The sequence below is a fragment of the Candidatus Flexicrinis affinis genome, from assembly GCA_016716525.1.
Taxonomy (GTDB): domain Bacteria; phylum Chloroflexota; class Anaerolineae; order Aggregatilineales; family Phototrophicaceae; genus Flexicrinis; species Flexicrinis affinis.
The window spans coordinates 572,738-597,119 of record JADJWE010000002.1; the positions used below are offsets into that span (position 1 = coordinate 572,738).

Here is a 24,382-nt window from a genome sequence, read left to right on the forward strand (position 1 = left end):
GTCCTCGCTTACGACAGCGCTTCCGCCAGAATCGTGTGCACCGCCCGCCGAAGTTCGTAGGTACCCGGCATGCTGCGGCCGTGATAGACGCTGTTGGTCAGCAGCGCGACGACCAGCTTGCGCCGGGGATCGATCCACAGCGACGTGCCGGTAAAGCCGGTATGACCGAACGTCTCCGGACTCATTAGGTCGCCGCAGTTGGCGCCGACGTGCGGCTTGATAACGAAACCCAGCCCCCGGCGCAGATCGTTCGATACGACCTGTTCGCGGACGGCTTCGGCCGCCAATTCGGGCGCGATGTTGAAGCCGCCGGCCCCTTCGAGCCAAAGCTGCCCAAAGCGCGCGACCGTTTCGGCCGAGGCGAACAGCCCGGCATGCCCTGCCACACCGCCCGCGGCGCACGCGTTCTCGTCATGGACTTCGCCGTGAATGCGACGGCGGCGCCAGATCGAGTCGTATTCAGTCGGCACGATACGATCAAGCCCGATACGCTGATCGACCGGGTTGAACGAGATCGGGTCCGGCAGTGTACTGATCGCGGAGATGACCCGCGCGCGGATGGCATTCTCAAGCGGCTGGCCGCTGATCCGGGCGACTGCTTCGCCCAGCAGCATCAAGCCAATGTCCGTATAGCGCACCTTGTCGCCGGGCAGTCCGGCAAAATCGACGGTGCACAGTGAGGCGAAGATACGCGCCCAGCGCAGCTCGCGCGGCATCGGGTCAAGCTGTCCCGGCGGCGTGGGCGACGGGCCGGCGACAGCGTAGAACTGGCGCCACGGCGGCAGCCCCGACGTGTGCGTGAGCAGATGGCGCATCGTCACCGAAGTCGGCGCGACGAGCTTACCGACGTGCGCCGGGTCCATCGGCACGATCTGCCGGTTGATCGGATCATAGCTGTCAACGATCGAGCGCGGCGAAATGGCGGCGAACTCCGGCACGACCGCGGCCAGCGGCATGTCGAGAGTCGCCTTGCCCGCGCTGACCTGCGCCAGAAATGCCGTCACGGTAAACAGCTTGGTCACCGACGCCAGATCGTACAGGCAATCCTGCCGGATCGGCGTCTTCGTTTCGGGGTCTTGCCAGCCCCATCCACCTTCATACACCAGCTCGCCGCGGTGCATGACCGCCAGCATCGCCGACGGTGTGACACCGTCGCGGATAGCGGTCGTCACGACGCTGTCGAGCTGTTCGACCGCCTGCGCAGGAATGCTGCGCTCTACGTCACTACGTGGAATCTCAGTCATAGATCAAATACGGCTGACGCCGCTCCTCGAATTCGGCGCACACTTTGCGCTCTTCGGCCAGAATGTCAGCCACGCGCGCATCGTTGTCGATCATCGAGCGCGCCCAACGATTGCCCATCAACAGGTCGAACATGTAGCGCCCGTCGTACGGATCAGCCCACCCGAACTCCTCGGGAAAGTACGCTCGAATGGTGACAATCACATTCAACCACGTGCGCAGCGGGTCGTACATGCGGGGTTCGACGATGTGCGCCTGCACGCCTCTGCAGTCGACCCCGGCGTGTTTGCCGGTTGTCGGGCGAAACGACGTCGGGCGGAACAGCACGCCGCGCTGATGCTGCATGTTCAGGCGAAGCGCCAGCTCGATCGGGTCAATTCCCGGCGAACCGACCACCTCGAACGGGAGTGCCGTGCCGCGCCCCTCGCTCAAGGTCGTGCCTTCGACATACACCGACCCCGGATAGTTGTCGACGGTGACGTTCTTCGGGATTGCAGGCGACGGCGGCACCCACGTTAGCCCTGTCTCGCGCCAAGTCATCGACCGGCGCCAGCCGCTAGCGGCCAGCACTTTCACGAGGTTGTCGGCGCCGGGGATGAGCGAGCTGTAGTACATCGCCAGCTCGCCAATGGTCATGCCATGCACAAGCGGCACGACACCATCGTAACGACCGACCATCGACGTGCAGTTCGGTTCGACCAGCAGCCCGCGCACGACGAGGCCGTTCAGGGGGTTCGGCCGATCGAGCACCAGCATTTCGAGACCGACCTCGGCGCACGTCTCGAGCATGAGCGACAGGGTCCACGCATACGTATAGCATCGGACCCCGATATCCTGCAGGTCGACGACAATCAAGTCGAGGCCGTCAAGCATCTCACGCGTTGGCTTGGTGCTCTCGCTGTACAGGCTGTACACCGGCAGGCCGGTGCGGGCATCGACCGAGTTCTCCACCAGTTCGCCCTCGCGCGCGCTGCCGAAGAATCCATGCTCCGGCGTGAACAACGCCCGGACGTCGACCTCTGGCGAGCCTGTCAGCAGCGAGTACGTTGGCACCAACATCTCGCCGACGGCCGACAGGTGTGTCAACAGCCCGATCTTGCGACCGCGAACTTGCTCGAATTCGGCACGGCGCAGCACGTCGACGCCGAAGTAAACCGTCATCTTATCCCCCAAGCGCGACCGGTGCGCTGCCTGTCGGCACAAAGTCCCCGAATAGCGCGCCGACCACGGCGTCCAGCTGCGGCTCCGCCCCGCCGAACGAGCACAGCGCCGCGTCGGCCTCCGGCAAAACGCCCACGTCATACGGGTTGCGCAGCGCGACCAGCACGGAAATGTGCGCGGCGCTGAGCACCGCTGCCGCAAGGCGGATGTGCTCGGGGCTCAAATGGATGCTGCGGGTCGCCAGAATCGTCACGCCGGCACGACGAGCGGCGCTGAGCGCCTCTTCCATGTCTTCATCGAGCAGGCTGGGCGATAGCGCAACGACGGTGGCATCTGGCCGGCGCGCCAACAACCGGGTCGCAAGACCGGTGTGCCCGGTCGCGTCGAACACATCGCTGTCGTGGATCGACGGAAACTCGACCAGCGCAACGCTGACATGTTCCGGAAGCGGCACGACACCCTGCGCGCGCACCAACTGGACACCGGCCTTTGACGCCGAAATCATCGTCTCGACATGGGGCTCGGTGCGGATCGATTCCGGCCGCGGCGGCTCCGTGATGGCATACGCGCCCTTCATCGCTTGAATGCGGCGCAGCGACTCGGTGCGGTTCTCCTCGGAGACTCGCCCGCTGCGGGCCGCCTCGACCAGCCCGCGGTACGCTTCTTCCTGCACCTCGCGCGTGTGGCTGAACAGAATCAAGTCGACACCTGCCGCTGCCGCCAGCGCCGCCGACTCGGCCGGCGAATGGTGCGCGGTGATCGCACCCATCTCGAGGCAGTCGGTCGTCACGACGCCATCGAAACCGAGGGTTTGCCGCAGCAGCGCCGGCACGATACTGGGCGACAGCGTGGCCGGCAGCGCCGGATCGAGTGCGGCGAAGATGGTGTGCGTGGTCATTATCGACGCGACTCCAGCCTCGATTACCGCGCGATACGGCATCAGGTCGGTGTCGATCAAGCCGTCGAGCGGCGTGTCGATCGACGGAAGCGCGACGTGCGTGTCGATGTCGGTGTCGCCCAATCCGGGAAAGTGCTTAGCGCACGCGGCCACACGTGCCGCTTGATAGCCGACGACCTGCGCGGCGGCAATCTCGCCGACGAGGCGCGGATACGCCCCCGGCGACCGCGTCCCAAGCGACGGATTCGCCGCATTGTGCGAGATGTCGAGCACCGGCGCGAAGTTCCAGTTGATCCCAAGCGCGCGCATCTCTTCTGCCAGCACGCCGGCGACGGCTTCGGCATACTGCCCCCCGCCTGCGGCCAGCGCCATCGCGGACGGCGCTTCGGTGAAACGGCCGCGCAAACGTGCGACTTCACCCCCCTCCTGATCGATTCCGATTAGCAGCGGCATGCGTGCCGCCGCGTGCAGCGACCGGGTCAGTGCCGCAAGCTGCTCGGGGGAGTCGACGTTGCGTTGAAACAGGATCACGCCGCCGACGCGCCCCGCGTCAAGCCATTCGAGTAGGTAATCGGGGGCGGTCAGGCCGTGAAACCCGACAACCAACCGCTGCCCCATCTGATGCTCGATAGAGTCCATTTGTTCCCCTCTAGATTCACTACAAGTTTAGCGCATCTCGCGCACAAGGTCGCGGTCAGCGGCTGAAGAACCGATGTACGAGCACCACGCCAACGATCATCAGAACGCCGATAATCCCGCTGCATACACTGAGCACGAACTCCGGGCTTTCTCTCGGCTGGAACAGGGCGAGCACCACGCCGCCCCCGCCGACGAACACGCCGATGCGCAGGAAGCCTTTGAGCGATTCGCTCAGTCCGTCATCCGGCATACGTCGTCAGCGGAAGCCCAAGCTCAAGCGGGGCACACGCCGCCTCCTGATTGAATCCGCGTGCGACCGCCAGTTTCGGCACGTCCGCGTCGCACAGGTCGGGCACGGAGAACGGACAGCGCGGGTGGAATGCGCACCCGCTCGGGATGCTCAACAGGCCGGGTATGTCCTCGCTGCGCAGCGGCAGTTCCTCTTTGGCGCGGGTCACGTCCGGGTCTGCCTCCGGCACGGCGGCGAGCAGCGCACGGGTGTATGGATGGGCAGGGTTGCCAATGACGTCTGGCGTACGGCCGATTTCCACGATCCGCCCGAGATACATCACCGCGATGCGCCCCTGCCACGCAAAGTACTTCGCCAGCGCAAGATCGTGTGTGATGAACACGATCGCGATGTCGAGCTCTTCCTTGAGCCGCAGCAGCATCTTGAGGATACCGATGCGGATCGACACATCGACCATGCTGACCGCTTCGTCGGCCACGATCAGCTTGGGCTGGACGGTCAGCGCACGCGCGATGCTGACGCGCTGACGCTGGCCCCCGCTCAACTGATGCGGATATTTGTTGAGGATATCCTGCGGCGGCGTCAAATCGACCAGTTCCATCAGTTCCAGCAGGCGCGCGGCCAGTTCGGTGCGGTTTTTCACCATCTTGTGCCGCAGCAGCGGAAAGCTGAGGATCTTGGCGATGGTGTGCGACGGATTGAGCGACGCGAACGGATCCTGATGCACGATCTGGAACGTCCGGCGCAGCTTGGCTTTCTCCCCCCGGTTCGAGTAGCTGGCAAGCGGGCGGCCCTGCACGTTGACCTCGCCGTCGGAGTGGCTAAGTAGGCCGGCGATGATCTTGCCCGTGGTGGTCTTGCCACAGCCTGACTCACCCACCAAGCACAGGATTTCGTTAGGATACACGTTCAGGTTGATATCTTGCAGCACCTTGAGCGTGGCGTTGCCTTTGCGGAAGTTGCGGTCAACGTGTCTCAGTTCGACCAACGGCGCGCGTTGAGACGTGCTCATGAGGCAAGTTCCTTTTGACGCACGCGCAGGACTTCGTCGCTGTGATAGCACGCGACGGTGTGGGTCGGGTCGGCGATCACCGACTCCAGCGGCGGCTTGGTGATCATGCATTCGTCTGTTGCGAAGCGGCAGCGCATGTGGAACTTGCACCCCTTCGGCGGATCGATCAGATCGGGCGGGCTGCCAGGGATCGACATCAGTTCCTCGGCCCCCGTACTTAGGCGCGGGGCCGCTTCCAGCAATCCGAGCGTATAGGCATGCCGCGGGCGGTAAAACACTTCCGTGACCGGCCCCTTTTCGATGATCTCGCCGGCGTACATGGTCGCGACGGTATCGGCAATTTCGGCCGCGACGGCCAGATCGTGGGAGATGAAGATCGTGCTGAAGTTCAACTCCTCGCGAAGCTGCTTGAGCACCTTGATAATCGAACGCTGCGTCAGGATGTCGACGGCAGTCGTCGGCTCGTCCATGATGACGACCTGTGGCCTCAGCAGCAGCGCGGTTGCCAGCAGCACGCGCTGGCGCATGCCGCCCGACAGCTCGTGCGGGTACGCGTTGAACACACGCAGCGGGTCGAGGCGCACCTTTTCAAACAGGGACAGCGCGCGCTTCTTGGCTTCGTCGGTGCGCATGCCGTGCGCTCGCGCCGTGTCGTAGATCATCGAGGAGATCTTCAGCACCGGGTTGAGCGAGTTGAGCGCGCCCTGAAACACCATCGAGCATTCGTTCCACAGAAACTGGCGCATCTGCTCTTTGTTGAGGCCCAGCACGTCGATCAAGCGACCATCACGCCGACGGTACGTCACCTTGCCGGTGGTGATCTTGCCGGTCTTGGGCAGCAGCCCGATCAGACCGAGCACGATCGTGGACTTGCCACAGCCCGACTCACCGATCAGGGCAAGCGTTTCGCCTTCGTGCAAGTTAAACGACACATTGCTGACCGCTTGCACGATACCGCGCTGAGTCGTATACGTAATTGAGACGTCCTCTACCGACAGGACGACATTTCCGTCAGTCATGCATCATCCTTCTAGCAACGCCTACTGCGTGTGATGCCTCGCGAGGCATCACACGCCCTGCCGCAAGCGGGGATTGAACACTTCTTCGAGGCTGCGCGTGAACAGCACCAGCGACAACTGGAACAGTGCGATCGCCAGAACTGGCGCCAGCAGCATCCACGCCGCCTCGGGGTTGGACAGACTGCCCTGCTGCTTGCCGATGAAGATCATCATGCCCCAGTCCGGCTCCGTGAGCGGCACAAGGCCGAGAAACATCAGGGCGATGATGAAGTACATCGCGCTTCTGATCGTGAAGATCATGTTGACCACGATGTACGAGATCATGTTGGGCAGCACCTCGCGCGTGGTGATGTGCCACAGGCCGAGGTCCAGCGCGAACGCCGCCTCGACGTAATCGCGCGACTTCAAGCTCATCACCTGCGCGCGCACGGCGCGCATGAGCGTCGGCCAGTTGAGCACAGCCAGCAGCAGCGCCATGCCTAATCGATTTTCGAACGTGACGATCGTCGCCAATACTAACAACAGCGGAAACTGAGGGATCGTTAGGATGAAGTTGCTGGCCGCGGAGATGATCTGGTCAACCACCCCGCCGAGCAGACCCGCCGCTGCTCCCAGTGCAACCGCGACGATGGTCGTAATGATACCGGCTTGAAGCGCCGTCACGATCAGAGGGCCGCCACCGTGTACGATATGGCTGAGTACGTCGCGGCCTTTCACGTCAAGGCCAAGCGGATGTTCCACCGACGGCGGCGCGAACAGCGACCGCGCTCCGGGGCGCAAACGATCCAAGCGTGGATCACCTTCGTACGGGATTACCAGTGGTCCCAGCGTCGTCATGAGGACGAAGAACGTCACCCCGAGGAAGCCAAGGAAGCCAGCTTTATTGCGCAGCAAAGCACGAATCGTGCCGCGCGTGCCTGAGCCTATGCGCTGTAACAGCGTCTTTTCGGCGAGTACCGCCTTGACGTCGGCGCTGGCGCTCATTCGGCCCCCTTGTCTCCGCCTAGACGTACGCGCGGATCGAGCCAGCCGTAAAGCAGATCGGCCAGTATGTTGCTCACCACCACGGATACGGCGATCACAAGAAAAATGCCCTGCATGGTGGTGTAGTCGCGCATGCCAATCGCCAACACAAGGTTTCGGCCAAGCCCGGGGTACAGAAACAGCGTCTCGATGATCGCGCTGCCGCCCACCACAAAACCGATGCTGATCGCCAAGCGGGTCATCAGCGGAAGCATGGCGTTACGGCCGACATACGCGGTGAGAAGTCGGCGCTCCGGCAGACCGCGCGCACGGGCCACGGTGATGTAGTCCTCACCGAACGTACTAATGGTGCTGCTTTTCATCGTCAGCATCCACCCGCCGATGGTCGCCATCACATATGTGAACACGGGCAGGAAGGCGTGTTTGAGCAGGTCGAGGATGTACTCGACGGTGAAACCGGGCGCAATACCCTGCGTGCTGCCGCCATACAACTCGCCCACCGGAATGAGCTTGAGCTGTACGCCGGCGACCATGATGAGCAGCAGCGCGATGATGTAGTCTGGAATGGCGTAGATGACCGACGCGAACACGGTCATCACGTTGTCCAGAATTCCCCCGCGCCAGTACGCCATGGCCAGACCAATAAGGACACCCAGCGAGAACGCAATGAGAAGTGATAGCCCGACGCTGAACAAGGTCCACGGCAGGAATTTGAGGATCTGCTGGGCGACGGGTGTCTCCGTTGAAGTCAACGAACGACCCAGGTCGAACCGGACCAAATCGCCCAGATAGTCCACATACTGCTCGAGTACAGGTTGGTTGGGATCGAAGCTGAAGAGTGTCGCGACTTGCTGCCGCGCCTGATCCTCCGACATTCCATAACGATCCATGTATTCGTCAATTTTGATTTGGGCGGGGTTGCCGGGCATCAGGCGAATCAAAAAGAAGGTAAAGGTCATTACCGCCCAAATGGTGATAAGTCCCTGCACGACCGTTCGAAACGTATAGCTGCGAACCAGTTTTCGCAGGGTGAAACGCGAGCGCGGCTGATCTGAGACTGATGGCACGCGCGCCGCAGGAGTTGTCTGTGCGCTCATTGGATAATTCTGTTCCATTAAAGCGGCTGGGGGAAGCCGCAGCTCCCCCCAGCCCGAACGTTCAGATCGTTACATCTCGGCCGGGCGAACCACACCCTCGAGCAGCAGCTTGAGCATCCACGCGTCGTCAAGCGGCGCGGCATACAGCGGGTCGCCATCTTCCGGAGCACCGGCGAGGATCGACTCGTTGAACGGCTGTGCCGCATCGATGATGTTGAGCGGGATAAACGGCATCAGGTCGTTGAGGATCAGCGCGACGCGGCCGGCGCGCTGCGCCTGCGCGTCACGATCGAAGCCCGACGACACATCGTTGATGAGCGCGTTGAGGTCGATCATCTCGCCGTTGTACTCGAACTCCATCGGGAAGTTCATGCCCTTCTGGCCTTCCGCCAGACCAACGTAGTTGAAGCGCTGGATCGGGCCGAAGAACTGGCGCGACGCAAGCGGGTTGCCACCGGCCCACGACCACACCGACAACTGGAAGTTGCCCTGACGGATGTCTTCAGCGGTCTGCTGCCACGGGATCGCGCGCAGCGTGATGTCGAAGCCGAACTCGTTGAGCTGTTCGACGGCGTTGGTGCTGGCGCCGAGGAAGTCGGCAAACTCGGCCGGGGCCTTGTATTCGACGCTTATGCGGTTGCCATCACCGTCGACCCACTTGCCTTCACTGTCGCGCGTGAAGCCAGCGGATTCCATCAGCCCGGCGGCGATGTCAACGTTGAATTCGTAGCGGTTGAGCTGTTCGATCGATTCGGCGTCAAGCAGCGTCGGCACCATCTTGTCAAGCACACCGGCCATGTATTCAGTGCCGGATGCGCCGAAGCCGTTGGTGAAGAAGGCGTTCTCGGCGCGGTCGATCGCGTAAGCCATCGCCTGCCGGACTTCCTTGATAGTGAACGGATAGGTATCGTGCTGCATCAACAGCGCGGCGCCGTAGCCGAGCGGCACGTTCACAAGGCGGATGCCGGCATCCACGAACGCCTGCTGCGTGGCGGGCGGATACACGTTGGTCGCCCACGCAATGTCACCGTTGAGCACGAGCGGCGTGGTGGATTCGGTTTCGCCCTGCCACAGGCGGATTTCGCCGAACTGCACGGAACCCGAGTAAATGCTGTTGGGCTGCCAGCGCAGCGTCATGTAACTGTCGCCAATGTCCTCGAGACCGTAGGTATACGGTCCGGAAGCCAGCAGCACGTCAGGCCGGAATTCGGCAATCTTGGTGGCGAGGTCGGTCCACTCCTGATCGTCGCTGGTCTTGCCATCGGCGATCAGCGCCGCAGCCTCATCGGCCAGCGCCTGATAGGTTGCGGCCGGCGCAATGCGGGTCTTCATAATGAGACGCTCTGCCGTGTAACCGGCGCCGGTCTCGTTGAAGATGAACTCGACAGTGCGGTCGTCCGCGGCGACGACATCGCTGAGGTAGGTCCAGTCCGCCCAGTTCAGGATGCGGCCGATGGTGTACGTGACAACGGCATCATTCGCGGTCAACGGGGTGCCGTCGCTCCACGTGCCTTCCTTGATGGTCACGACGTACTTGGTGTTGTCCTCGTTGAAGCCCCACGACTCGGCAAGCAGCCCTTCGTAGCTCGCGCTGTCCCACCGATAGAAGCCGAACGGCATTACGACCATTTGACGGTAGAAGTTACCGATGCCGGTGCTGTCATGCGGGCCGCCGGCAGAGAAGAGGTTCAGATGATGCGTCGGCGGCAGAGAGTATGGCCAAGTGCCCGGGAAAATACCGTCCGGGGCGTCCTGCGCCGCGGCCGGCGCAAAGCCGACGACGACGAGCGCAAACAGCGCCACAATCAGGAGAATGCGTTTCATGTCTATTTGCTCCTTAGTCCAACAAAGTCGGCGCGAGGCGCGCCACGGGAATGAGTCTACCCCTGCGCCTCACCCGGCGCAAATGCCGTAGGCTAAGAATCAGGCTCGAATAGATCCATTGCGAAGCGAATCACGCCGTCGGCAGCCAGATGTGCAGCAGGCCGGAGTCGGTGCCGACGGCCAGCGCGAGATGTCCGTCCGCGAGCGTAAGGGCTGCTAAATTGGTGCTGACCGTCCCGTCGACCGGCACGACCCATGCGATTTCGATGTCCTCGGGGCCGTCGCGGCGCAGGCCGGCCAGATTACGCCGTTCCTGATCGGGCAGCACCAATTCGACGCGCCCGTCTCCGTCGAAGTCTCCCGCCACCGCCATATCGAGGTTGTCGGAATACAGCACATGCGATGTGAACCCGCGCAGTTCGGCCACTACCGGAAACCCGTCGCCGTTGAGCCGGTTGAACTGGACCACCCCGCCGATGTGCGGCGTCAGCACCGACGCCAGTTCGATCACGCCGTCTTCGCTAAATGCTCCGGCCGCGAGCTGATGACGCCAGCGCCCGCCGCGACCAACCTGCGGGCCTTCCGCGATCTGTTCGCCGGTGTCACCGGCATAGACGCGGATACGCGCGCCAGCCTCCTCGTCGGCCACCGTGGCAATGAGTTCCTCGGAACCGTTGCCATCCATGTCCGTCCACAGCGGTGTCAGGCCTTCAAACACCAGCCCGTCTTCCAGCGAGATACGGTACACCTCGGTCAACGTCTCGATATTGAATACGACCAGCGCCGTCGCCTCGACGGCATCGCCCAGCACGCCGTGGGCATAACGCGACGTCTGGCCGGCGTAGACGGCGGCACGGTCGCCACGCACGACGATTCGCGCGTCCGGTAGGGCGTCGAGCGACTCTCGCACGACCGTACCGCGCGCGGTGCGAACGACGTCACCGTTGTTGGCGACATATAGCAGCCCCTCGGGCAGTACGACCGGTACCGACCGGACCGACGCATCGGCGGGCAGAGGTAGCAGTGCGAGGTCGCCGTCCGGGTCGATCATGCCGACCGGCGGCTGACCGGGCGCAAGCTGCCCGGCGGGATTGAGCCGGCCGTTGGCGTCGACGGCAAGCACGCGCCCGTCCTCAAGCGCCACCAGCCACGATGCGCGGCTGCGCGAGGGTGTCCCGACGACCCACTTGGGCACGCCGTCAAGTTGAACGCTGAGGTAGACGGCATCCGGCATAGAGCCGACACCGGGGACAAATCGGCTGCCGGTGGGCTGATGATGAGGGATTGCGGCAAGCGGCATAGGTCGTTCCTCATGGGCGGCAGGCGCAATGGACGTTGTAAGAAGCAGCACTAAAGCAATTGTCCATCGCGGCATCACTCACCGGCCCAGTCGTGTCGATGCGAGAGGCCGCCGGCACGGTTGCCGACGACCGACTCAGTGTACAGGACGAATCCAGTTCGGGTCAGTGGAGAATGAGCAGCTACGGCTGAGTGCCAGACAGCTTTGACGCGTAGTCGGTCGCGTTCTCGGTCGACTGGAAGATCACGGGCTGCGCATCGAACACGGCATCCGGGCCCAGCCGCATCAACGCGCCGGTTCGCGTGAGTTCGTCGCGCAGCTTTTTCCCGACACCGGCAAGGATCAGCTTGCCGCCCTGATCGCGCAGCATTGAGTCGTAGCGCAGGATGACGTTGATCCCGGTGCTGCCGAGCGACTCGGTATCGCGCAAGCGCAGAATCACGAGCGGCTTGACACTGCCTTCCGGATCGGGCAGCAGCGACTCCAGCTTGCGGAACGCCGCGAAGTACAGCGTGCCGTTGACCGAAAGCACCACGGGCGTATGGTCAGGCAGCTTAGCCGGGCTGGGCTGCTCGCTGAACCGTCCCCGCTCGTCCTGTACGAGTTGAACGACTTCGATCTGCGTGCTGGATGTCCAGATGTACAACCCGAGCGACAGCAACACGCCGCCGTAGATCGAGTACTCAAGCGGCAGCACCAGCGCGCCGGCGAAGGTTGCCAGCATCGACACGCGGCCAATCGTGGAGACGGCCCACACCAGGCGAATTGCGCGCAGGTCGATCAAGCTGAGTGCCGCGACGACGAGGTGACCGGCCAGCGCCGCCAGCGGAATCACCTCAATCACGCCAGAGAACAACAGCATCATCATAAAGATGGTGATGCCGGCGTAGACGTTCGCCATGCGGCTTTGCGCGCCGCTGCTGATGTTGACGGCCGTGCGCGAGAGCGACCCGCTGGACGGCAGCGCCTGAAACACGCTTCCGACCGCGTTTGAGACGCTGTGCGCGATGAAGTCCCGGTTGACATCCGCGCGGGGTTCCTTGCGGTCGCGCAGCTTCTCGACAAGCGCAGCGTGCTGCACACAGGCCAACAGCGCCGTGGCGAACGCCGCGCCGAGCAGCGGCTGAGCGTAACCGAGGTCAGGCAAAACGGGCAGCGGCAGTCCTGACGGAATCGGCGACTGATCGCTCACGAGCGCAACCGTCGACCAGTCGAAGATCAGCACCAGCGGCGTGACGATCGCGAAGGCGACCAGCGTCGCGATGTTCTTGAGGCGTCGCATGTGGTGGAACGTGTAGATCATCACTGTCGTGGCCGCGCCGACGACGAGCGTCGCCGGGTCAGTTTCGGCGATCCGCCCGAACAGCTCGATGACGCCGCCCAGCGCGTTGCTGCCCGAATGCACCTCGATGCCGAAGATGTGATCCAGTTGACCGAAGATGATGAGCACGCCTGCCCCGCTGATAAAGCCGACGATCACGGCATTGCTGACGAATCGTGTGAGCGCAGAGAAGCGGAACAGACCGAATACGAGTTGAAACGCGGCGACCAGCAGCGTGAACGTGAACAGCGGAACGGGCGGGTCGGGGTTGTTGAAGGTCGTTAGCGCGCCCGCCACCAACAGCATGAGCACGTTTGTCGGCGCGACGGTGACGAAACGCGAACTGCTCAACAGGCCGCCGATGATTGTCGGGAAGATGCTGGCATAGAGACCGTAGACCGGATTGACGCCGCCCAGCAGCGCGAATCCCATCGACTGCGGCGCGCCGGCGATTGCACCGGTCAGTCCCGCAGTGAAGTCCGCACCAAAACTCGCCCGTGCAAAGCGCAGACGTTCACGAAGCATGTGCAAATAGCCCAGTTGAAAGTGCCGAGACAGCAAACAGTGTACCGCACGCTCAGGCGGTTGGCGTTAGCTATGACGCATTCTTGACGTGTAGATCGAAGAACGCCGTCACGCGCTGCATGAATTCGACCCAACTGTCGCCCCAGAACGTGTGATCCTGTCCCTCATACCAGAAGAACTGCACCGCGATTCCCTCGGCGCGCATGGCGTCGTACAGCTTGGTCGACCATGCGGTCGGAACGACGGTGTCACGGCTACCAATATGGATTTGCACTGGCACGGTAATCAGGTCGAGGTCGTGGATCGGCGACACCCGCGTGACAAACTCAGTATCGCGGGCCGCGTCCAAGTACGTCTCGTACAACGTTTCATCCACATCGGCCGGGATGACTTCGCCACGGTTGCAGCGCCGCCCTGCCCGCCGTTCGGCCAGACATCCCGGCCCCCAAAGGCCGATCAGGTCGGAGTCGTCGGCGCTGTTGGTGGCGTACAACACAGCGGCGTCGATACGCGGGTCGATCGTCAGCGCTTTGGTGGCGATCCCGCCGCCCATGCTGTGCCCCCACATGCCGATCCGTGACGTATCGGCCTGCGGGACGGTCTCTAGCGCGCTGATCAGGTTGAGCACGTCGGCGGTGACACCGGCGTGAAACAGGCTGACGCCCCAGTCGCTGCCGCCCCAACTGCGGTAGTCTGACGAGACAGTCAGGTAGCCGCGCGCGTTGAGATAGCCCGCCGCTTCCCACGTCTCGTAGCCCGACCAGTACTCGGCCTGACGGATGTACCCGTGATTGAGCACGATCACCGGGAACGGCCCCGTTCCCGGCGGCACCTGCATGATGCCCGTGATCGTCAGGCCGTCGCTCGGGTAGGAGATCAGATAGCGCGTAAACGTGTCGGTCGCCATGATCGACCGCTCGATCGTGACCGTGCCGCCGGGGTACTCGCGTGCGCGCAGCGATTCGAGCGTATACAGTTCGAGAATCGTGTAGTCGAGCACCGCGGCGCCGTCGCCCTCGGGCGGGGTCGACGCGTCTTGAGCGGTTGTCGGGGACAGAGCGAAAACGATCAGGATCAGTAGTGCGAAACGCGAGGAAACCTGTAGGACGTGGGACATCGAAGCATGCTCACCAGTAAACACGCAAACGATAGCAGGCGTGCGGCGCGCTGTCAGCCCACGACCACCCGACGCTTGCGCGAACGGTCAGCCGACCTCGCCCAGATACACCTTGCGCACCATGTCGTTTTCGAGCAGCGCTGCGCCCGTGTCGGTTAGCACGATCGAGCCGGACTGCAGTACATACCCGCGCGCCGCGATTTCAAGCGCCATCAGCGCGTTCTGTTCAACGAGCAGAATGGTCGTGCCTTGCTCGGCGTTGATCCGCTTAATGATGTCGAAGATCTGGTCGACGAGTACCGGCGCCAAGCCCATCGAAGGCTCATCCAACAGCAGGAGTCGCGGACGCGCCATCATAGCGCGGCCCATCGCCAGCATCTGCTGCTCGCCGCCCGACAGCGTCCCGGCAAATTGGCGGTGGCGTTCCTTGAGACGGGGGAACAGGGTATAGACATTATCGATGTCACGCTGGATTTCGGCTTTGTCGTGGCGCAAGAATGCGCCCATCTGCAGGTTGTCGACGACCGACAGGCGCGGAAAGATGCGGCGGCCTTCGGGCGACTGTGCGATCCCGCGCCCGACCAGCGCATGTGCAGGCAAGTTGTGGATAGGCTGGCCGTCGAGGTATATAGCGCCCTGCCGCGGGTGCATGATGCCGCTGATCGTGCGGATCGTCGTGCTCTTGCCGGCGCCGTTCGACCCGATCAGCGTGACGATTTCGCCCTCGAATACGTCGAGGCTGATGCCGTGCAAGGCGTGGATATTGCCGTAATAGCTGTGGATTTCCTCCACGTGCAGCAGCGGCGCTTTTGCTTGGATCGGTGTGTCTGTCATTTCGAGACCGCCTGCTAGTTCTTGATCAATTTGAGTGCGCGGCTGCCGAGGTAGGCTTCGATCACCCGCGCATCCTGCTGCACCTCGGATGGCTTGCCCTCGCTGATCTTGCGTCCGTAGTCGAGCACCGTGACCTTGTCGCTGATCGTCATGACGACGTGCATGTCATGTTCGATCAGCAGGATCGTCAACTTGCGTTCATCGCGCAGGCGGCGGATGAACGCGGTCATGTCCTTGGTCTCGTTCGGGTTCATGCCGGCTGTCGGCTCGTCCAGCAGCAGCAGCTTCGGCCGCGTTGCCAGCGCGCGCGCGATCTCGAGGCGGCGCTGCAAGCCGTAAGGCAAATTGCGCGATTCGATGTCTTCAAAACCCTTCAGGCCGACATAGGCGAGCAATTCTTGGCCGTGCTGGATAGCCTCGTCTTCCTCTGTTCGGGTCGAACGCAGCTTGAGCAGATCGCCCCACCACGGCGAGCGCAGCCAGTGGTGCATGCCGATCAGCACGTTTTCGAGCGCGCTCAGGCGGCCGAACAGTCTGATGGTCTGGAACGTGCGGCCGATCCCATATCGCGTCAGCCGGTGCGGCGAAAGGCCGCCGATGTCATGCCCGTCAAAGCGCACCGTGCCGGTCGACGGCTTGTAGTAGCCGGTGACGATGTTGAAGAAGGTCGTCTTGCCGGCACCATTCGGCCCGATGATGCTGTTGATCGCACCGGATTCTACGGTGTAGTCGAGTGTGTCGACCGCCGTCAGACCGCCGAACTTCTTGCTGACCCCCTTCGCCTCAAGCAGCGTCGCCATGGATTGCCTCCTCAATGGTCAGCGGAGTATGCCGGCGCCGCCCGAGATGCCCGAAAAGCCCTTGCGGACGGAACAGCATCACGGCGATCAGGCCGACGCCGAAGAACACCCAGCGCAGGCTCTGTACGTCGCTGTTGGGAAAGATGGACGGCATGATCTGCGCCAGAAGCACGCCGTCGAACGTCGAGATCAGCAGGCCGCCGATCAACACGCCCCACACGCTTCCAGCCCCGCTGAGGATGACGATAATCAGCAGGAAGATCGACACTTGGAAGCGGAACAACTCTGGAAAGATCGCCCCAAGCATCGACGCGAACACTGCCCCCGCAAGGCCGCTGAACGACGCGCCGAACGCAAACGCCAGCAGCTTGACCCGCACGGTGTTGACGCCCATGAATCGTGCGGCCGTCTCGTCCTCGCGAATGGCACGCCATGCGCGGCCAATGCGCGAGTCCTCGAACCGGCGCGAAGCGGACAGCACGATCAGCACCAGAATGACGATGATGAAATACCAGAATGTCGGGTTTACCCCGGGATCGAGCTGCCCCGGTGGCAGTCCCGCGACGCTTTCTATTAACCCGAAATTCGGCCGTCCGAGCGGCTTCATGCCGAGCGGCCCGTTGGTCAGGTTAAAACTCTCGACCAACACCCAGTCGCCAAAGCGAATCGTGATATGGTCGAGGTTGCGCACCAGCGGCGGAATAATCTCGCCGAACGCCAGCGTCACAATCGCCAGATAGTCGCCGCGCAAGCGCAACGTCGGCGCTCCGATAAACATGCCGAACAGGGCCGCGACTAGAACGCATATCCAGATGGCGATGAAGAAGCTGTATTCCAATCGCAGCGACGGCCACGTCAGGATTCCGAACGTGTACGCCCCGATGGCGAAGAACGCGGCGTAGCCGAGGTCAAGCAAGCCCGCGAAGCCGACGACGATATTCAGGCCAAGCGCCAGACATACGTAGATCAGGGCGCGGTTGATCTGTGTCAGCAGGCCGAATCCGGTTTGGCGCTCGAGGATGTTGATCACCGGCGGCACGAAGACGACGATCGCGACGAGGATGGCGAGCTGCGCCCAGCGCGGAATGGACCGCCAGCGTGAAAGCAGAGTGCTCATCGGTTACACCTTCTCCACACTCTGAGTCGAACCGAGGATGCCCGACGGCCGGAATACCAGCATAAGGATCAGCAGCGAGAAGATGATCACGCGAGACCATTCGCCGCCGATGTAGAGGTCGCTCATGGCCTGCACCATGCCGATGATGAACGCGCCCAACACGGCGCCTCTGATATTGCCAATGCCACCCAGCACCGCGGCGGTAAACGCGAATAGGCCGAACTCGAAGCCCATGATGAACCGGCCGCTGCCGGTGTACAGACCGTAGACCATGCCAGCGATTCCCGCCAACCCGCCACCGATGAAGAATGTGATCGCGATGATCCGGTTGACGTTGATGCCCATCATCGCGGCGGCTTCGCGGTCTTGGGCGGCGGCGCGCATGGCCTTCCCCAGCCGCGTCCGGTCGATGAAGAGCGTCAGGCCAATCATCAACGGGATGGTGACGCCAAACAGCAGGAGGTCGCGCGGGGTAAAACGGATGATGCGGCTGAAGTCGCTCAGGAAGTTGGTCGTCGGGATGAAGCGCGGGTAGTTGATCTGATTCGCGCCCCAAATGTAGGCGTAGATCGCCTCCAGCATGAACGACACGCCGACGGCGGTGATCAGCGGCGCCAGCTTTGACGAACCGCGCAGCGGCCGGTATGCCACCCTCTCGATTACGACGTTGAGACCGCCTGTTAACACCACGACCACGACCGCGATCAACGGAAGCGCGAGTATCCATGCCCCTTGCAGCGGCATCGGGACATCGAACAGTCCCCAGATCGTCAATGAAATAAAGAAGCCAAACGTAAACAAATCGCCATGTGCGAAGTTGATCAGCTCGATGATGCCGTACACCATCGTGTAGCCGAGCGCGATGAGCGCCAAGTAACAGCCGATCGATAAGCCAACCAGTACCTGCCGTAAGAACGCCTCAAGCTGCGGATCCATGGTCCCTCTTCTGCAATCGCTTCGCCGCCCCCGGACTGTGTATCCCGGGGGCGGCGAAACTGCCTCACGGCGTCAGCGCGAAGTTATTCACAAGTCTCGTGCATCGTGGGCGTGATTGCAGTGGGGTTGGAGAAGTTGTCGCTCTCGAAGTCGTAACCGTAGAAGGCGGCTGCGGTGTTGTCACCGTTCTCGTCGAACCCGAAGGTGCCGATGATGCCTTCGAAGTCGGCCGTGCTGCGGACAGCTTCGAGGACCGACGCGCGATCGACGGTGCCGGTCTCAGACGCGCTACCGAGCGCGTTGAGGACGACCTGCATCGACGCGTAGGCGTACACGCTGTACGGATCCGGCTCTTCGCCAAACTGCTCGACGTAGTCGGTGTAGAACCGCACGCCCTGCTCGTTGCTGAGCAAGCTCGGCAGCAGGCCGGGGAACGTGAAGTAAGTGTTGTTCGCCAGAATCTCGGCACCGCCGACCTGTTCGATCAGCGCGGCAGAGAGGATTCCGTCCGGACCCATGAACTTGATGCCTTCATCGAACAGACCTTCGTCGTACATGGCCTGAACAACGCGCGGGCCGCCGCTGTCAAGCACGAAGCCGCCGTAGATCAGGTCGGCGCCGTCGCGCAGCGCAGCCGTCAGAGCCGAACGCGGGTCGGAATCGGCCGTCTCCAGCGACGAACGGCCGACAACGTTCAGGCCGATCTCTTCGGCGTGGTTGACGAATTCGTTGGCGATACCGGCGCCGTAGGCCTGCGTATCGTCAAGAACGTAGACGTTCTCAAAGCCGAGGCAGACTGCCCACGAGGCAGCCGCCGGGCCTTGTACGTCGTCGGTCGCCGCAACGCGGAAGTAGTTGACTTCGCCCGACGGACGATAGATGCCCGGCTCGTCTTCGGCGCAGGTCGGGCAGGAACGGGTCAGACCGGCGTAGCTGTTGGCGGGGCTGACCTGCACGACGCCAGCCGCGTTGGTGATCGGCATGGACACAGCGGCGGCACCGCTGTTGTACGTCCCCATGTAGACCAAGCATTCCGGATCGTTCACGCAGCGCTGGGCGTTCTCCGCCTCGATTTGGCCGTCCCAAGCACCGGAGGTGGGCGACGCGTCGTCCAACGGCACGACTTGGACCGTAAGGCCGGCCGGCCCCATGCCTTCATTGTCTGCCAGATAGTGCTCGAGCGCCAAGTTGACTGCGTTGAGCATGGATTGACCAATGGCCTGCGTGCCGCCAGTCAGAGGCCACGACGTGTAGATCTTGACGGTCTGTCCGTCCTGCGCACTGACACCCAGAACCAGCAGGGCCAGTAGGACGAAGACCACGACGCGTTTTGCCAGCATTTTTGCACTCTCCTCACACAGTATAATTTGCGAGCCGCGCAACACTGCCTTTTCGGGCGGTGTGCGCGCATTGTAGCGACTCGCCTAATGTACCGGCAAATTCTCATGACAAAGGACGGTTTCCCCGTGATTCGAGGCGCCATCTACGGGCTGACGGCTGCGGCCATTTGGGGCGGAATGTACGTCGTGTCGGACGTCGTGCTGCCGGTGATCCCGCCATTCGCACTGCTCACACTTCGGCTGCTGTTGGGCGGCGCGGTGCTGCTTGCGCTGTTGGCGTATCAGCGCAGGAACGGCAGCGGACCGGCCTTGCCCCGCCGATCGGACCTGCCGGTTCTGCTCGGCGTCGGGCTAATCGGGTTCGGTGTCAGCATCGGGGCGCAGTTCGTCGGCACCGACCTGTCGACCGCGATCAACGGCTCGGTCGTGACGAGCGCGTCGCCGGCGTTCATCGTGCTGTTTGCGGCGCTGATCCTGCGCGAGCGCCTCAACATGCGCCGTGTGCTGGCCGTCGGGTTGGCGAGCATCGGCGTGCTGTTGATCCTCGACCTCAGCCAAGCCAGTTTCTCGTCGGACACATTTCGCGGCGATGTGGCGCTGGCAGTCGCGGCGGTGACATGGGCGCTGTATTCGGTATTGGTCCGCCGCGTCAGCAAGAATCGCGATACGCTGGTCGTCACGCTGGCGGCGTTCGCGGGCGGACTGCTGCTCACAGTACCTGCCGCCGCAATTGAAGCGGGCACGCGGCCAGTCGGCGAGATCACACCGGCGATCGTGCTGGGCGTACTGTATCTCGGCGTGATCTCGACGGCCGTGGCGATGTGGATGTGGAACCGCGCTTTCGCGCTGGTCGATGCGTCGGTCGCGTCGCTGTTCTTCTTCGCACAGCCGGTCGTCGGCGCGGCGTTGAGCGTGATCCTGCTGGGTCAGCCGCTGACCGTGCCGCTGATCGCCGGCAGCATTCTGATCGCCGCCGGCGTGCTGCTGGCCCTGCGCGGTTAGTCGTTGATGCGCGGGTCGAACGCGTCGCGCAGGCCGTCGCCGATCACGAACAGACACAGCACCGTGACGAAGATCAGCAGCCCGCTGACGGTCGCCATGTGCGGCCCGCGCGTGAAGAACTGCTGCGCGTTCGAGAGCATGTTGCCCCACGTCGGCGTCGGCGGTTGAACGCCGAGCTTGAGAAAGCTCAGCGTCGCCTCGGTTAGCATCAGCCCGCCGATGCCGCCAGCCAGCGACAGGAACATCAGCGACAGCGTATTGGGAAAGATGTGGACGAGCATGATGCGCCAGCTCGACGCGCCCATCGCCTTGGCACTTATCACAAACTCCATGCCGCGAAGTTGGATCGTCTGCCCGCGAACGAGGCGTGTCCCGCCGGTCCAACCGACCATCGCGATGACGATCACCAACGTGACCGCCGAGCGTGTCAAGATCGTCGAGAGCAGCAGCAGCAAATAAATGCTCGGGATGCTGTCGAGAGTCGTGATCACCCAGTTCATCAGGTCATCGACGCGACCGCCGAAGTAACCCGCGATCAACCCGGTCAGGACACCGATCGTCAAGGTGATGACCGACCCGAAGAAGCCGATGGCCAGCGAGATTTGGCCGCCATACAACAGGCGCGCGGCGTAGTCGCGGCCGAGGTCGTCGGTGCCGAGAATGTGGCCGGGGCTTCCGGGCGGCAGCAGACGCATCTGCGGGTTGGTCGTCTCCGGATCGACCTGCAAGATGTGACGGCAGATCGGGTCGGCCAGCACGACCAACACGGTAATCAACGCCAGCGTGATCAGTGCGATCAGCGTCAGGCGGTCGTGGCGGATACGCCGCAGGGCGCGCCGGGTCAGCGATTCACTCTTGAGATGCGCGGCCGGATCGTCACCCAAGCGGGCGACGGCGTCGGCGGAACGTGTGTTGGTTGCCATGATGCGAACGTCCTCAGTCAAGCCGGATGCGCGGGTCGATCACCGCGTACAGGATGTCGGACAACAAGTAGCCGGCAATGGTGGCGACGGCAGCGTAGATCGTGAGCGCCATGACGACCGGAAAGTCGCGCTGGGTCACGGCTTCGACGCTGGTCTTGCCCAAGCCCGGGTAGTTGAAGATCGTCTCGACCACTACTGCGCCGGATATCAGCGAGGTGATGGCCGGGCCGAGCGCGGTCGCAATCGGGATCATCGCGTTGCGCGCGGCATGGCGATACCACACCACCGTCGCGGTCATGCCTTTGGCCTGTGCCGTGCGAATGTAGTCCTGCGAGACGATGTCCAGCATCGACGCGCGCATCAGGCGGCTGAAGCCCGCCACCCCGCCGATCGAGAGCACGAACACCGGCAGGATGATGTATTCGAGGCGTTCCCAGAGCGGCGGGCACGAGTCGTTGAGCGTCATTGCGCATCGGTCTCCAATCGGAAAGACGCGGAACTGAACGCTCAACAACAGCAGGATCATCAACGCGAACCAGAACAGGGGTATCGCCGTCAGCGCGACCGACAGCACGCGCGACGCCTGATCGAACCATCCGCCGCGCTTGACCGCCGCCACAATCCCGATGGAAATGCCGATGACCGTGCCGAGGAAGAACGAGCTAACGCTGAGTTCGAGGGTTGGCACTACGCGCTCCACGATGATGTCAAGCACGGGCCGCTTCTTGGTGAACGACACGCCGAAGTCGCCGCGCAGTACGCCGTGCCGTCGCCCGGGTGGCTCCGCCTCGCCGTCACCATCCGAATCCAACGGCAGCAGAACAGCATGATCGCTCACGCCGTCGCCGTCACTGTCCCAGCGCATCCAGTCGTCCCCCAACAACCAGCGCAGATACTGAATATGGATCGGATCGTCCACGCCGAGCTCTGCCGCGACCCGCGCCATCTCTTCGGGCCGGGTGCCGGGCCGGAACGCCAACTGCGCAACCGGATTACCCGACGCGGCCATCAGGACGTACGACAGCAGCGTGATACCAAAGAAGATCGGGATCGACTGCAGGAGTCTCCGGACGATGTATCGCCCCATGATGTGTGTCCCTTACCTATAAAGTAGGCAGTTGCAGAGGCTTGTCCCCGGTGGGGCGCTGCCCCAGACCGGGGTTGAAAGCTGCGCCGTCTGCGACTGCATCGAACGTCCGCTGCCGGTGTGCGTTGACACCGGCGGCGGACAGGATGTGTGGTTGGATCAGTCGGCTAGCGGATCGTCCACGCCGGCAGGTTCCACGTCGTGCTGTTGGTCTTGGGTTCGAAGCCTTCGACAGTGCTCTGCACGATCACCGGAACGATCGACGTATTGACGAGGAAGTACGGCACGTTGTCGTGGATGATCTCCTGCGCGCGGTCGTACAGCGCCTTGCGCTCGGCGACGTCACAGCCGGGCAGGCTGCGCGCTTCCTTCATGATCTCCTCGAACTCGGCGTTGTAGAACGATCCGGTGTTGAAGCCGGCGCCGGGCAGATCGCCATCCAGCCCGAGCTGGTCGTACATGTCCTGCGGCCGGGTCGCGGTCACGCCCCAGAACACCATCAGCAGGTCGTACTGTTGGGCGACGAGGCGGTCGATCATGGGCGAGAACTCCATGATGTCGAGATCAAGCTGGATACCCACCTGCTTGAGCTGATCCTGAATGAGCACGTTGGACGCATCGACCGACGGGTTACCGCCAAACGACGTCAGCGTGAGGACGAGCGGCGTGCCTGCCGGAACCGTGCCCACGGCATCGGTGGCCACGCGCGGCGTGTTGACGTCGTTGTCGTCGTCCACCCAGCCCGCTTCGTCAAGCAGCTGCTTGGACAATTCGGGATCGAACGCATACGGCTCGATGTCCTCGTTGTACGCCCAAGACTGTGGCAGCATCGGCCCGCCGACCGGACGTCCGGTGCCGCTAAACGCGCCGGCGTTCAGGTCGTCATGGTTGACCGCATGCACGAGGGCGCGGCGCACGTTCAGGCTGCTGAGGATTGGGTGCGGATCCTGCTCAACGAGGTTGCCTTCCTCATCGACGCCGGGGAGCGGGTTCTCGGGGTTGCCGAGGTTGATGAGCATGACCTGCCAGCCGCCGGCGGGCACGTCGACCAGCGTAAACTCGCCGTTAGCGGCGCGCTCGCGCGCCTCGGCTTCGCGGTCCTCCGGTGCATTCGAGTAGGTGATCTGTCCGTTCAGGAACTGCTCGAACTCAACCAGTTGGTCGGCCACGGTCTTGTACACGAAGCCTTCCGGCACGACGTAGCCGGCCGGGCTGTCCGGGTAGTTTTGGTCGGCCAGCAGCGTGACCTGTTCGCCCGGACGGAAATTGGCGAATCTAAACGGTCCGGCAGTGACTTCCGGGTTCAGGTTGGCCGGGTTTTCGGTGGTCATGTCCGCAAACGACGGATAGATCGACTCGAAGTAGTGCGCAGGTACGACCGGCAGAGAGGCCGCGACGAAGACCGCGGTGCAGTCCGACTCGGTGAAGTTGATGACGACCGTGTAGTCGTCCGGCGTCTCGAGCGAATCGATCGTGTTGATGAACGATGCGATCGGCGTATCGACGTCACCGCTGACGATGGCATCGTATGCGTACTTGACGTCGCGGCTCGTAATCGGCGTGCCGTCGCTCCACGTCCAGTCGTCGCGCAGGTTAACGGTCAGCGTACGGTTGTCGTCGCTGAGTGTCCAGTCGACCGCAATCGAACCCGCGGCGCCGGGTGTCGGCAGGCCTGTCTCGGGGTCACCGTCGATGAACGTCGGGTAGATTTGCTCGATGACGTCTTCGGACGAGCCATCAGACTGAAGGATGGGGTTGGTTGTGGCGATATCGCCGCCGAAATTGCCGAGGATGACGGGCTGACCTTCGCCGGGTCCAACCGGATCCTGCGCCGAGGCAGGGATCGCGATCAGCAGGGCGGCGAGCAGCACTGCCAACAGGGTACGTATCGTGGAACGGGTCATGCTAGACCTCCCCTTGGAAGATGGTACGACCTTCCGAAGGTAGCGAGGCC

Annotated in this window: 21 protein-coding genes; 1 reads left to right on the plus strand and 20 read right to left on the minus strand. The window is 62.9% G+C overall.

Annotated elements, in window-relative coordinates; genetic code table 11:
• Positions 1-8: 8 nt before the first annotated feature.
• The 17 genes from IPM16_11635 to IPM16_11715 form a co-directional block, all read right to left on the minus strand.
• Positions 9-1,244 (minus strand): beta-lactamase family protein, encoded by a 1,236-nt coding sequence (locus IPM16_11635; GenBank protein ID MBK9123754.1) that lies wholly within the window; start codon positions 1,242-1,244, stop codon positions 9-11.
• The gene (locus IPM16_11640; GenBank protein MBK9123755.1) at positions 1,237-2,403 is read right to left on the minus strand and encodes a DUF1343 domain-containing protein; all 1,167 of its coding nucleotides are present in this window, start codon (positions 2,401-2,403) and stop codon (positions 1,237-1,239) included. The genes IPM16_11635 and IPM16_11640 overlap by 8 nt, the downstream gene beginning before the upstream one ends.
• A gap of 1 nt (position 2,404) precedes the next feature.
• Positions 2,405-3,940, minus strand: a complete 1,536-nt coding sequence (nagZ, locus tag IPM16_11645; protein MBK9123756.1) for a beta-N-acetylhexosaminidase — start codon at positions 3,938-3,940, stop codon at positions 2,405-2,407.
• Between the two features lie 55 nt (positions 3,941-3,995).
• Positions 3,996-4,190, minus strand: a complete 195-nt coding sequence (locus tag IPM16_11650; GenBank protein MBK9123757.1) for a hypothetical protein — start codon at positions 4,188-4,190, stop codon at positions 3,996-3,998.
• Complete coding sequence (locus IPM16_11655; GenBank protein MBK9123758.1) at positions 4,180-5,202, minus strand: ABC transporter ATP-binding protein; 1,023 nt, start codon at positions 5,200-5,202, stop codon at positions 4,180-4,182. Before IPM16_11655 ends, IPM16_11650 begins: the two co-directional genes overlap by 11 nt.
• Positions 5,199-6,221 carry an ABC transporter ATP-binding protein gene (locus IPM16_11660; GenBank protein ID MBK9123759.1) on the minus strand — a complete coding sequence of 341 codons (1,023 nt, stop codon included), beginning with the start codon at positions 6,219-6,221 and terminating at the stop codon, positions 5,199-5,201. Before IPM16_11660 ends, IPM16_11655 begins: the two co-directional genes overlap by 4 nt.
• A 48-nt stretch (positions 6,222-6,269) precedes the next feature.
• Complete coding sequence (locus tag IPM16_11665) at positions 6,270-7,205, minus strand: ABC transporter permease (GenBank protein ID MBK9123760.1); 936 nt, start codon at positions 7,203-7,205, stop codon at positions 6,270-6,272.
• Positions 7,202-8,302, minus strand: coding sequence for an ABC transporter permease (locus IPM16_11670; protein MBK9123761.1), 1,101 nt, complete (start codon positions 8,300-8,302; stop codon positions 7,202-7,204). Before IPM16_11670 ends, IPM16_11665 begins: the two co-directional genes overlap by 4 nt.
• Before the next feature lie 69 nt (positions 8,303-8,371).
• Positions 8,372-10,126 carry a hypothetical protein gene (locus IPM16_11675; protein ID MBK9123762.1) on the minus strand — a complete coding sequence of 585 codons (1,755 nt, stop codon included), beginning with the start codon at positions 10,124-10,126 and terminating at the stop codon, positions 8,372-8,374.
• A 130-nt stretch (positions 10,127-10,256) separates the two neighbouring features.
• On the minus strand, positions 10,257-11,426 hold the full coding sequence (locus IPM16_11680) for a hypothetical protein (GenBank protein ID MBK9123763.1): 1,170 nt from the start codon (positions 11,424-11,426) through the stop codon (positions 10,257-10,259).
• Between the two features lie 181 nt (positions 11,427-11,607).
• The gene (locus tag IPM16_11685) at positions 11,608-13,272 is read right to left on the minus strand and encodes a SulP family inorganic anion transporter (GenBank protein ID MBK9123764.1); all 1,665 of its coding nucleotides are present in this window, start codon (positions 13,270-13,272) and stop codon (positions 11,608-11,610) included.
• A 70-nt stretch (positions 13,273-13,342) separates the two neighbouring features.
• Positions 13,343-14,389 carry an alpha/beta fold hydrolase gene (locus tag IPM16_11690; protein MBK9123765.1) on the minus strand — a complete coding sequence of 349 codons (1,047 nt, stop codon included), beginning with the start codon at positions 14,387-14,389 and terminating at the stop codon, positions 13,343-13,345.
• Between the two features lie 87 nt (positions 14,390-14,476).
• Positions 14,477-15,223, minus strand: a complete 747-nt coding sequence (locus IPM16_11695) for an ABC transporter ATP-binding protein (GenBank protein MBK9123766.1) — start codon at positions 15,221-15,223, stop codon at positions 14,477-14,479.
• A gap of 14 nt (positions 15,224-15,237) precedes the next feature.
• Positions 15,238-16,023: an ABC transporter ATP-binding protein gene (locus tag IPM16_11700; protein MBK9123767.1), complete on the minus strand. Its 786-nt coding sequence runs from the start codon at positions 16,021-16,023 to the stop codon at positions 15,238-15,240.
• A complete protein-coding gene (locus IPM16_11705; protein MBK9123768.1) occupies positions 16,007-17,140 on the minus strand; it encodes a branched-chain amino acid ABC transporter permease in 1,134 nt (377 codons plus the stop codon). The genes IPM16_11700 and IPM16_11705 overlap by 17 nt, the downstream gene beginning before the upstream one ends.
• Before the next feature lie 3 nt (positions 17,141-17,143).
• The gene (locus tag IPM16_11710) at positions 17,144-18,076 is read right to left on the minus strand and encodes a branched-chain amino acid ABC transporter permease (protein MBK9123769.1); all 933 of its coding nucleotides are present in this window, start codon (positions 18,074-18,076) and stop codon (positions 17,144-17,146) included.
• An 83-nt stretch (positions 18,077-18,159) separates the two neighbouring features.
• Positions 18,160-19,416, minus strand: a complete 1,257-nt coding sequence (locus IPM16_11715; protein MBK9123770.1) for a branched-chain amino acid ABC transporter substrate-binding protein — start codon at positions 19,414-19,416, stop codon at positions 18,160-18,162.
• A 126-nt stretch (positions 19,417-19,542) separates the two neighbouring features.
• Between IPM16_11715 and IPM16_11720 the strand changes: the two genes are divergently transcribed.
• The gene (locus IPM16_11720; GenBank protein MBK9123771.1) at positions 19,543-20,418 is read left to right on the plus strand and encodes a DMT family transporter; all 876 of its coding nucleotides are present in this window, start codon (positions 19,543-19,545) and stop codon (positions 20,416-20,418) included.
• Here IPM16_11720 and IPM16_11725 read toward each other — a convergent pair.
• The 3 genes from IPM16_11725 to IPM16_11735 form a co-directional block, all read right to left on the minus strand.
• Positions 20,415-21,341: an ABC transporter permease gene (locus IPM16_11725; GenBank protein ID MBK9123772.1), complete on the minus strand. Its 927-nt coding sequence runs from the start codon at positions 21,339-21,341 to the stop codon at positions 20,415-20,417. The genes IPM16_11720 and IPM16_11725 overlap by 4 nt on opposite strands.
• A gap of 13 nt (positions 21,342-21,354) precedes the next feature.
• On the minus strand, positions 21,355-22,428 hold the full coding sequence (locus IPM16_11730) for an ABC transporter permease subunit (protein MBK9123773.1): 1,074 nt from the start codon (positions 22,426-22,428) through the stop codon (positions 21,355-21,357).
• A gap of 167 nt (positions 22,429-22,595) precedes the next feature.
• The gene (locus IPM16_11735) at positions 22,596-24,332 is read right to left on the minus strand and encodes a hypothetical protein (GenBank protein ID MBK9123774.1); all 1,737 of its coding nucleotides are present in this window, start codon (positions 24,330-24,332) and stop codon (positions 22,596-22,598) included.
• Between the last annotated feature and the right edge of the window lie 50 nt (positions 24,333-24,382).

What these genes read in the sequence shown, in the direction of transcription:
- IPM16_11650 (MBK9123757.1), bottom strand. Translation starts at nt 4,190, where the DNA reads ATGCCGGATGACGGACTGAGCGAATCGCTCAAAGGCTTCCTGCGCATC.
- IPM16_11670 (MBK9123761.1), bottom strand. Translation starts at nt 8,302, where the DNA reads ATGAGCGCACAGACAACTCCTGCGGCGCGCGTGCCATCAGTCTCAGAT.
- IPM16_11635 (MBK9123754.1), bottom strand. Translation starts at nt 1,244, where the DNA reads ATGACTGAGATTCCACGTAGTGACGTAGAGCGCAGCATTCCTGCGCAG.
- IPM16_11715 (MBK9123770.1), bottom strand. Translation starts at nt 19,416, where the DNA reads ATGCTGGCAAAACGCGTCGTGGTCTTCGTCCTACTGGCCCTGCTGGTT.
- IPM16_11695 (MBK9123766.1), bottom strand. Translation starts at nt 15,223, where the DNA reads ATGACAGACACACCGATCCAAGCAAAAGCGCCGCTGCTGCACGTGGAG.
- IPM16_11710 (MBK9123769.1), bottom strand. Translation starts at nt 18,076, where the DNA reads ATGGATCCGCAGCTTGAGGCGTTCTTACGGCAGGTACTGGTTGGCTTA.
- IPM16_11675 (MBK9123762.1), bottom strand. Translation starts at nt 10,126, where the DNA reads ATGAAACGCATTCTCCTGATTGTGGCGCTGTTTGCGCTCGTCGTCGTC.
- IPM16_11640 (MBK9123755.1), bottom strand. Translation starts at nt 2,403, where the DNA reads ATGACGGTTTACTTCGGCGTCGACGTGCTGCGCCGTGCCGAATTCGAG.
- IPM16_11655 (MBK9123758.1), bottom strand. Translation starts at nt 5,202, where the DNA reads ATGAGCACGTCTCAACGCGCGCCGTTGGTCGAACTGAGACACGTTGAC.
- IPM16_11730 (MBK9123773.1), bottom strand. Translation starts at nt 22,428, where the DNA reads ATGGGGCGATACATCGTCCGGAGACTCCTGCAGTCGATCCCGATCTTC.
- IPM16_11700 (MBK9123767.1), bottom strand. Translation starts at nt 16,023, where the DNA reads ATGGCGACGCTGCTTGAGGCGAAGGGGGTCAGCAAGAAGTTCGGCGGT.
- IPM16_11685 (MBK9123764.1), bottom strand. Translation starts at nt 13,272, where the DNA reads ATGCTTCGTGAACGTCTGCGCTTTGCACGGGCGAGTTTTGGTGCGGAC.
- IPM16_11725 (MBK9123772.1), bottom strand. Translation starts at nt 21,341, where the DNA reads ATGGCAACCAACACACGTTCCGCCGACGCCGTCGCCCGCTTGGGTGAC.
- IPM16_11665 (MBK9123760.1), bottom strand. Translation starts at nt 7,205, where the DNA reads ATGAGCGCCAGCGCCGACGTCAAGGCGGTACTCGCCGAAAAGACGCTG.
- IPM16_11680 (MBK9123763.1), bottom strand. Translation starts at nt 11,426, where the DNA reads ATGCCGCTTGCCGCAATCCCTCATCATCAGCCCACCGGCAGCCGATTT.
- nagZ (MBK9123756.1), bottom strand. Translation starts at nt 3,940, where the DNA reads ATGGACTCTATCGAGCATCAGATGGGGCAGCGGTTGGTTGTCGGGTTT.
- IPM16_11660 (MBK9123759.1), bottom strand. Translation starts at nt 6,221, where the DNA reads ATGACTGACGGAAATGTCGTCCTGTCGGTAGAGGACGTCTCAATTACG.
- IPM16_11705 (MBK9123768.1), bottom strand. Translation starts at nt 17,140, where the DNA reads ATGAGCACTCTGCTTTCACGCTGGCGGTCCATTCCGCGCTGGGCGCAG.
- IPM16_11735 (MBK9123774.1), bottom strand. Translation starts at nt 24,332, where the DNA reads ATGACCCGTTCCACGATACGTACCCTGTTGGCAGTGCTGCTCGCCGCC.
- IPM16_11690 (MBK9123765.1), bottom strand. Translation starts at nt 14,389, where the DNA reads ATGTCCCACGTCCTACAGGTTTCCTCGCGTTTCGCACTACTGATCCTG.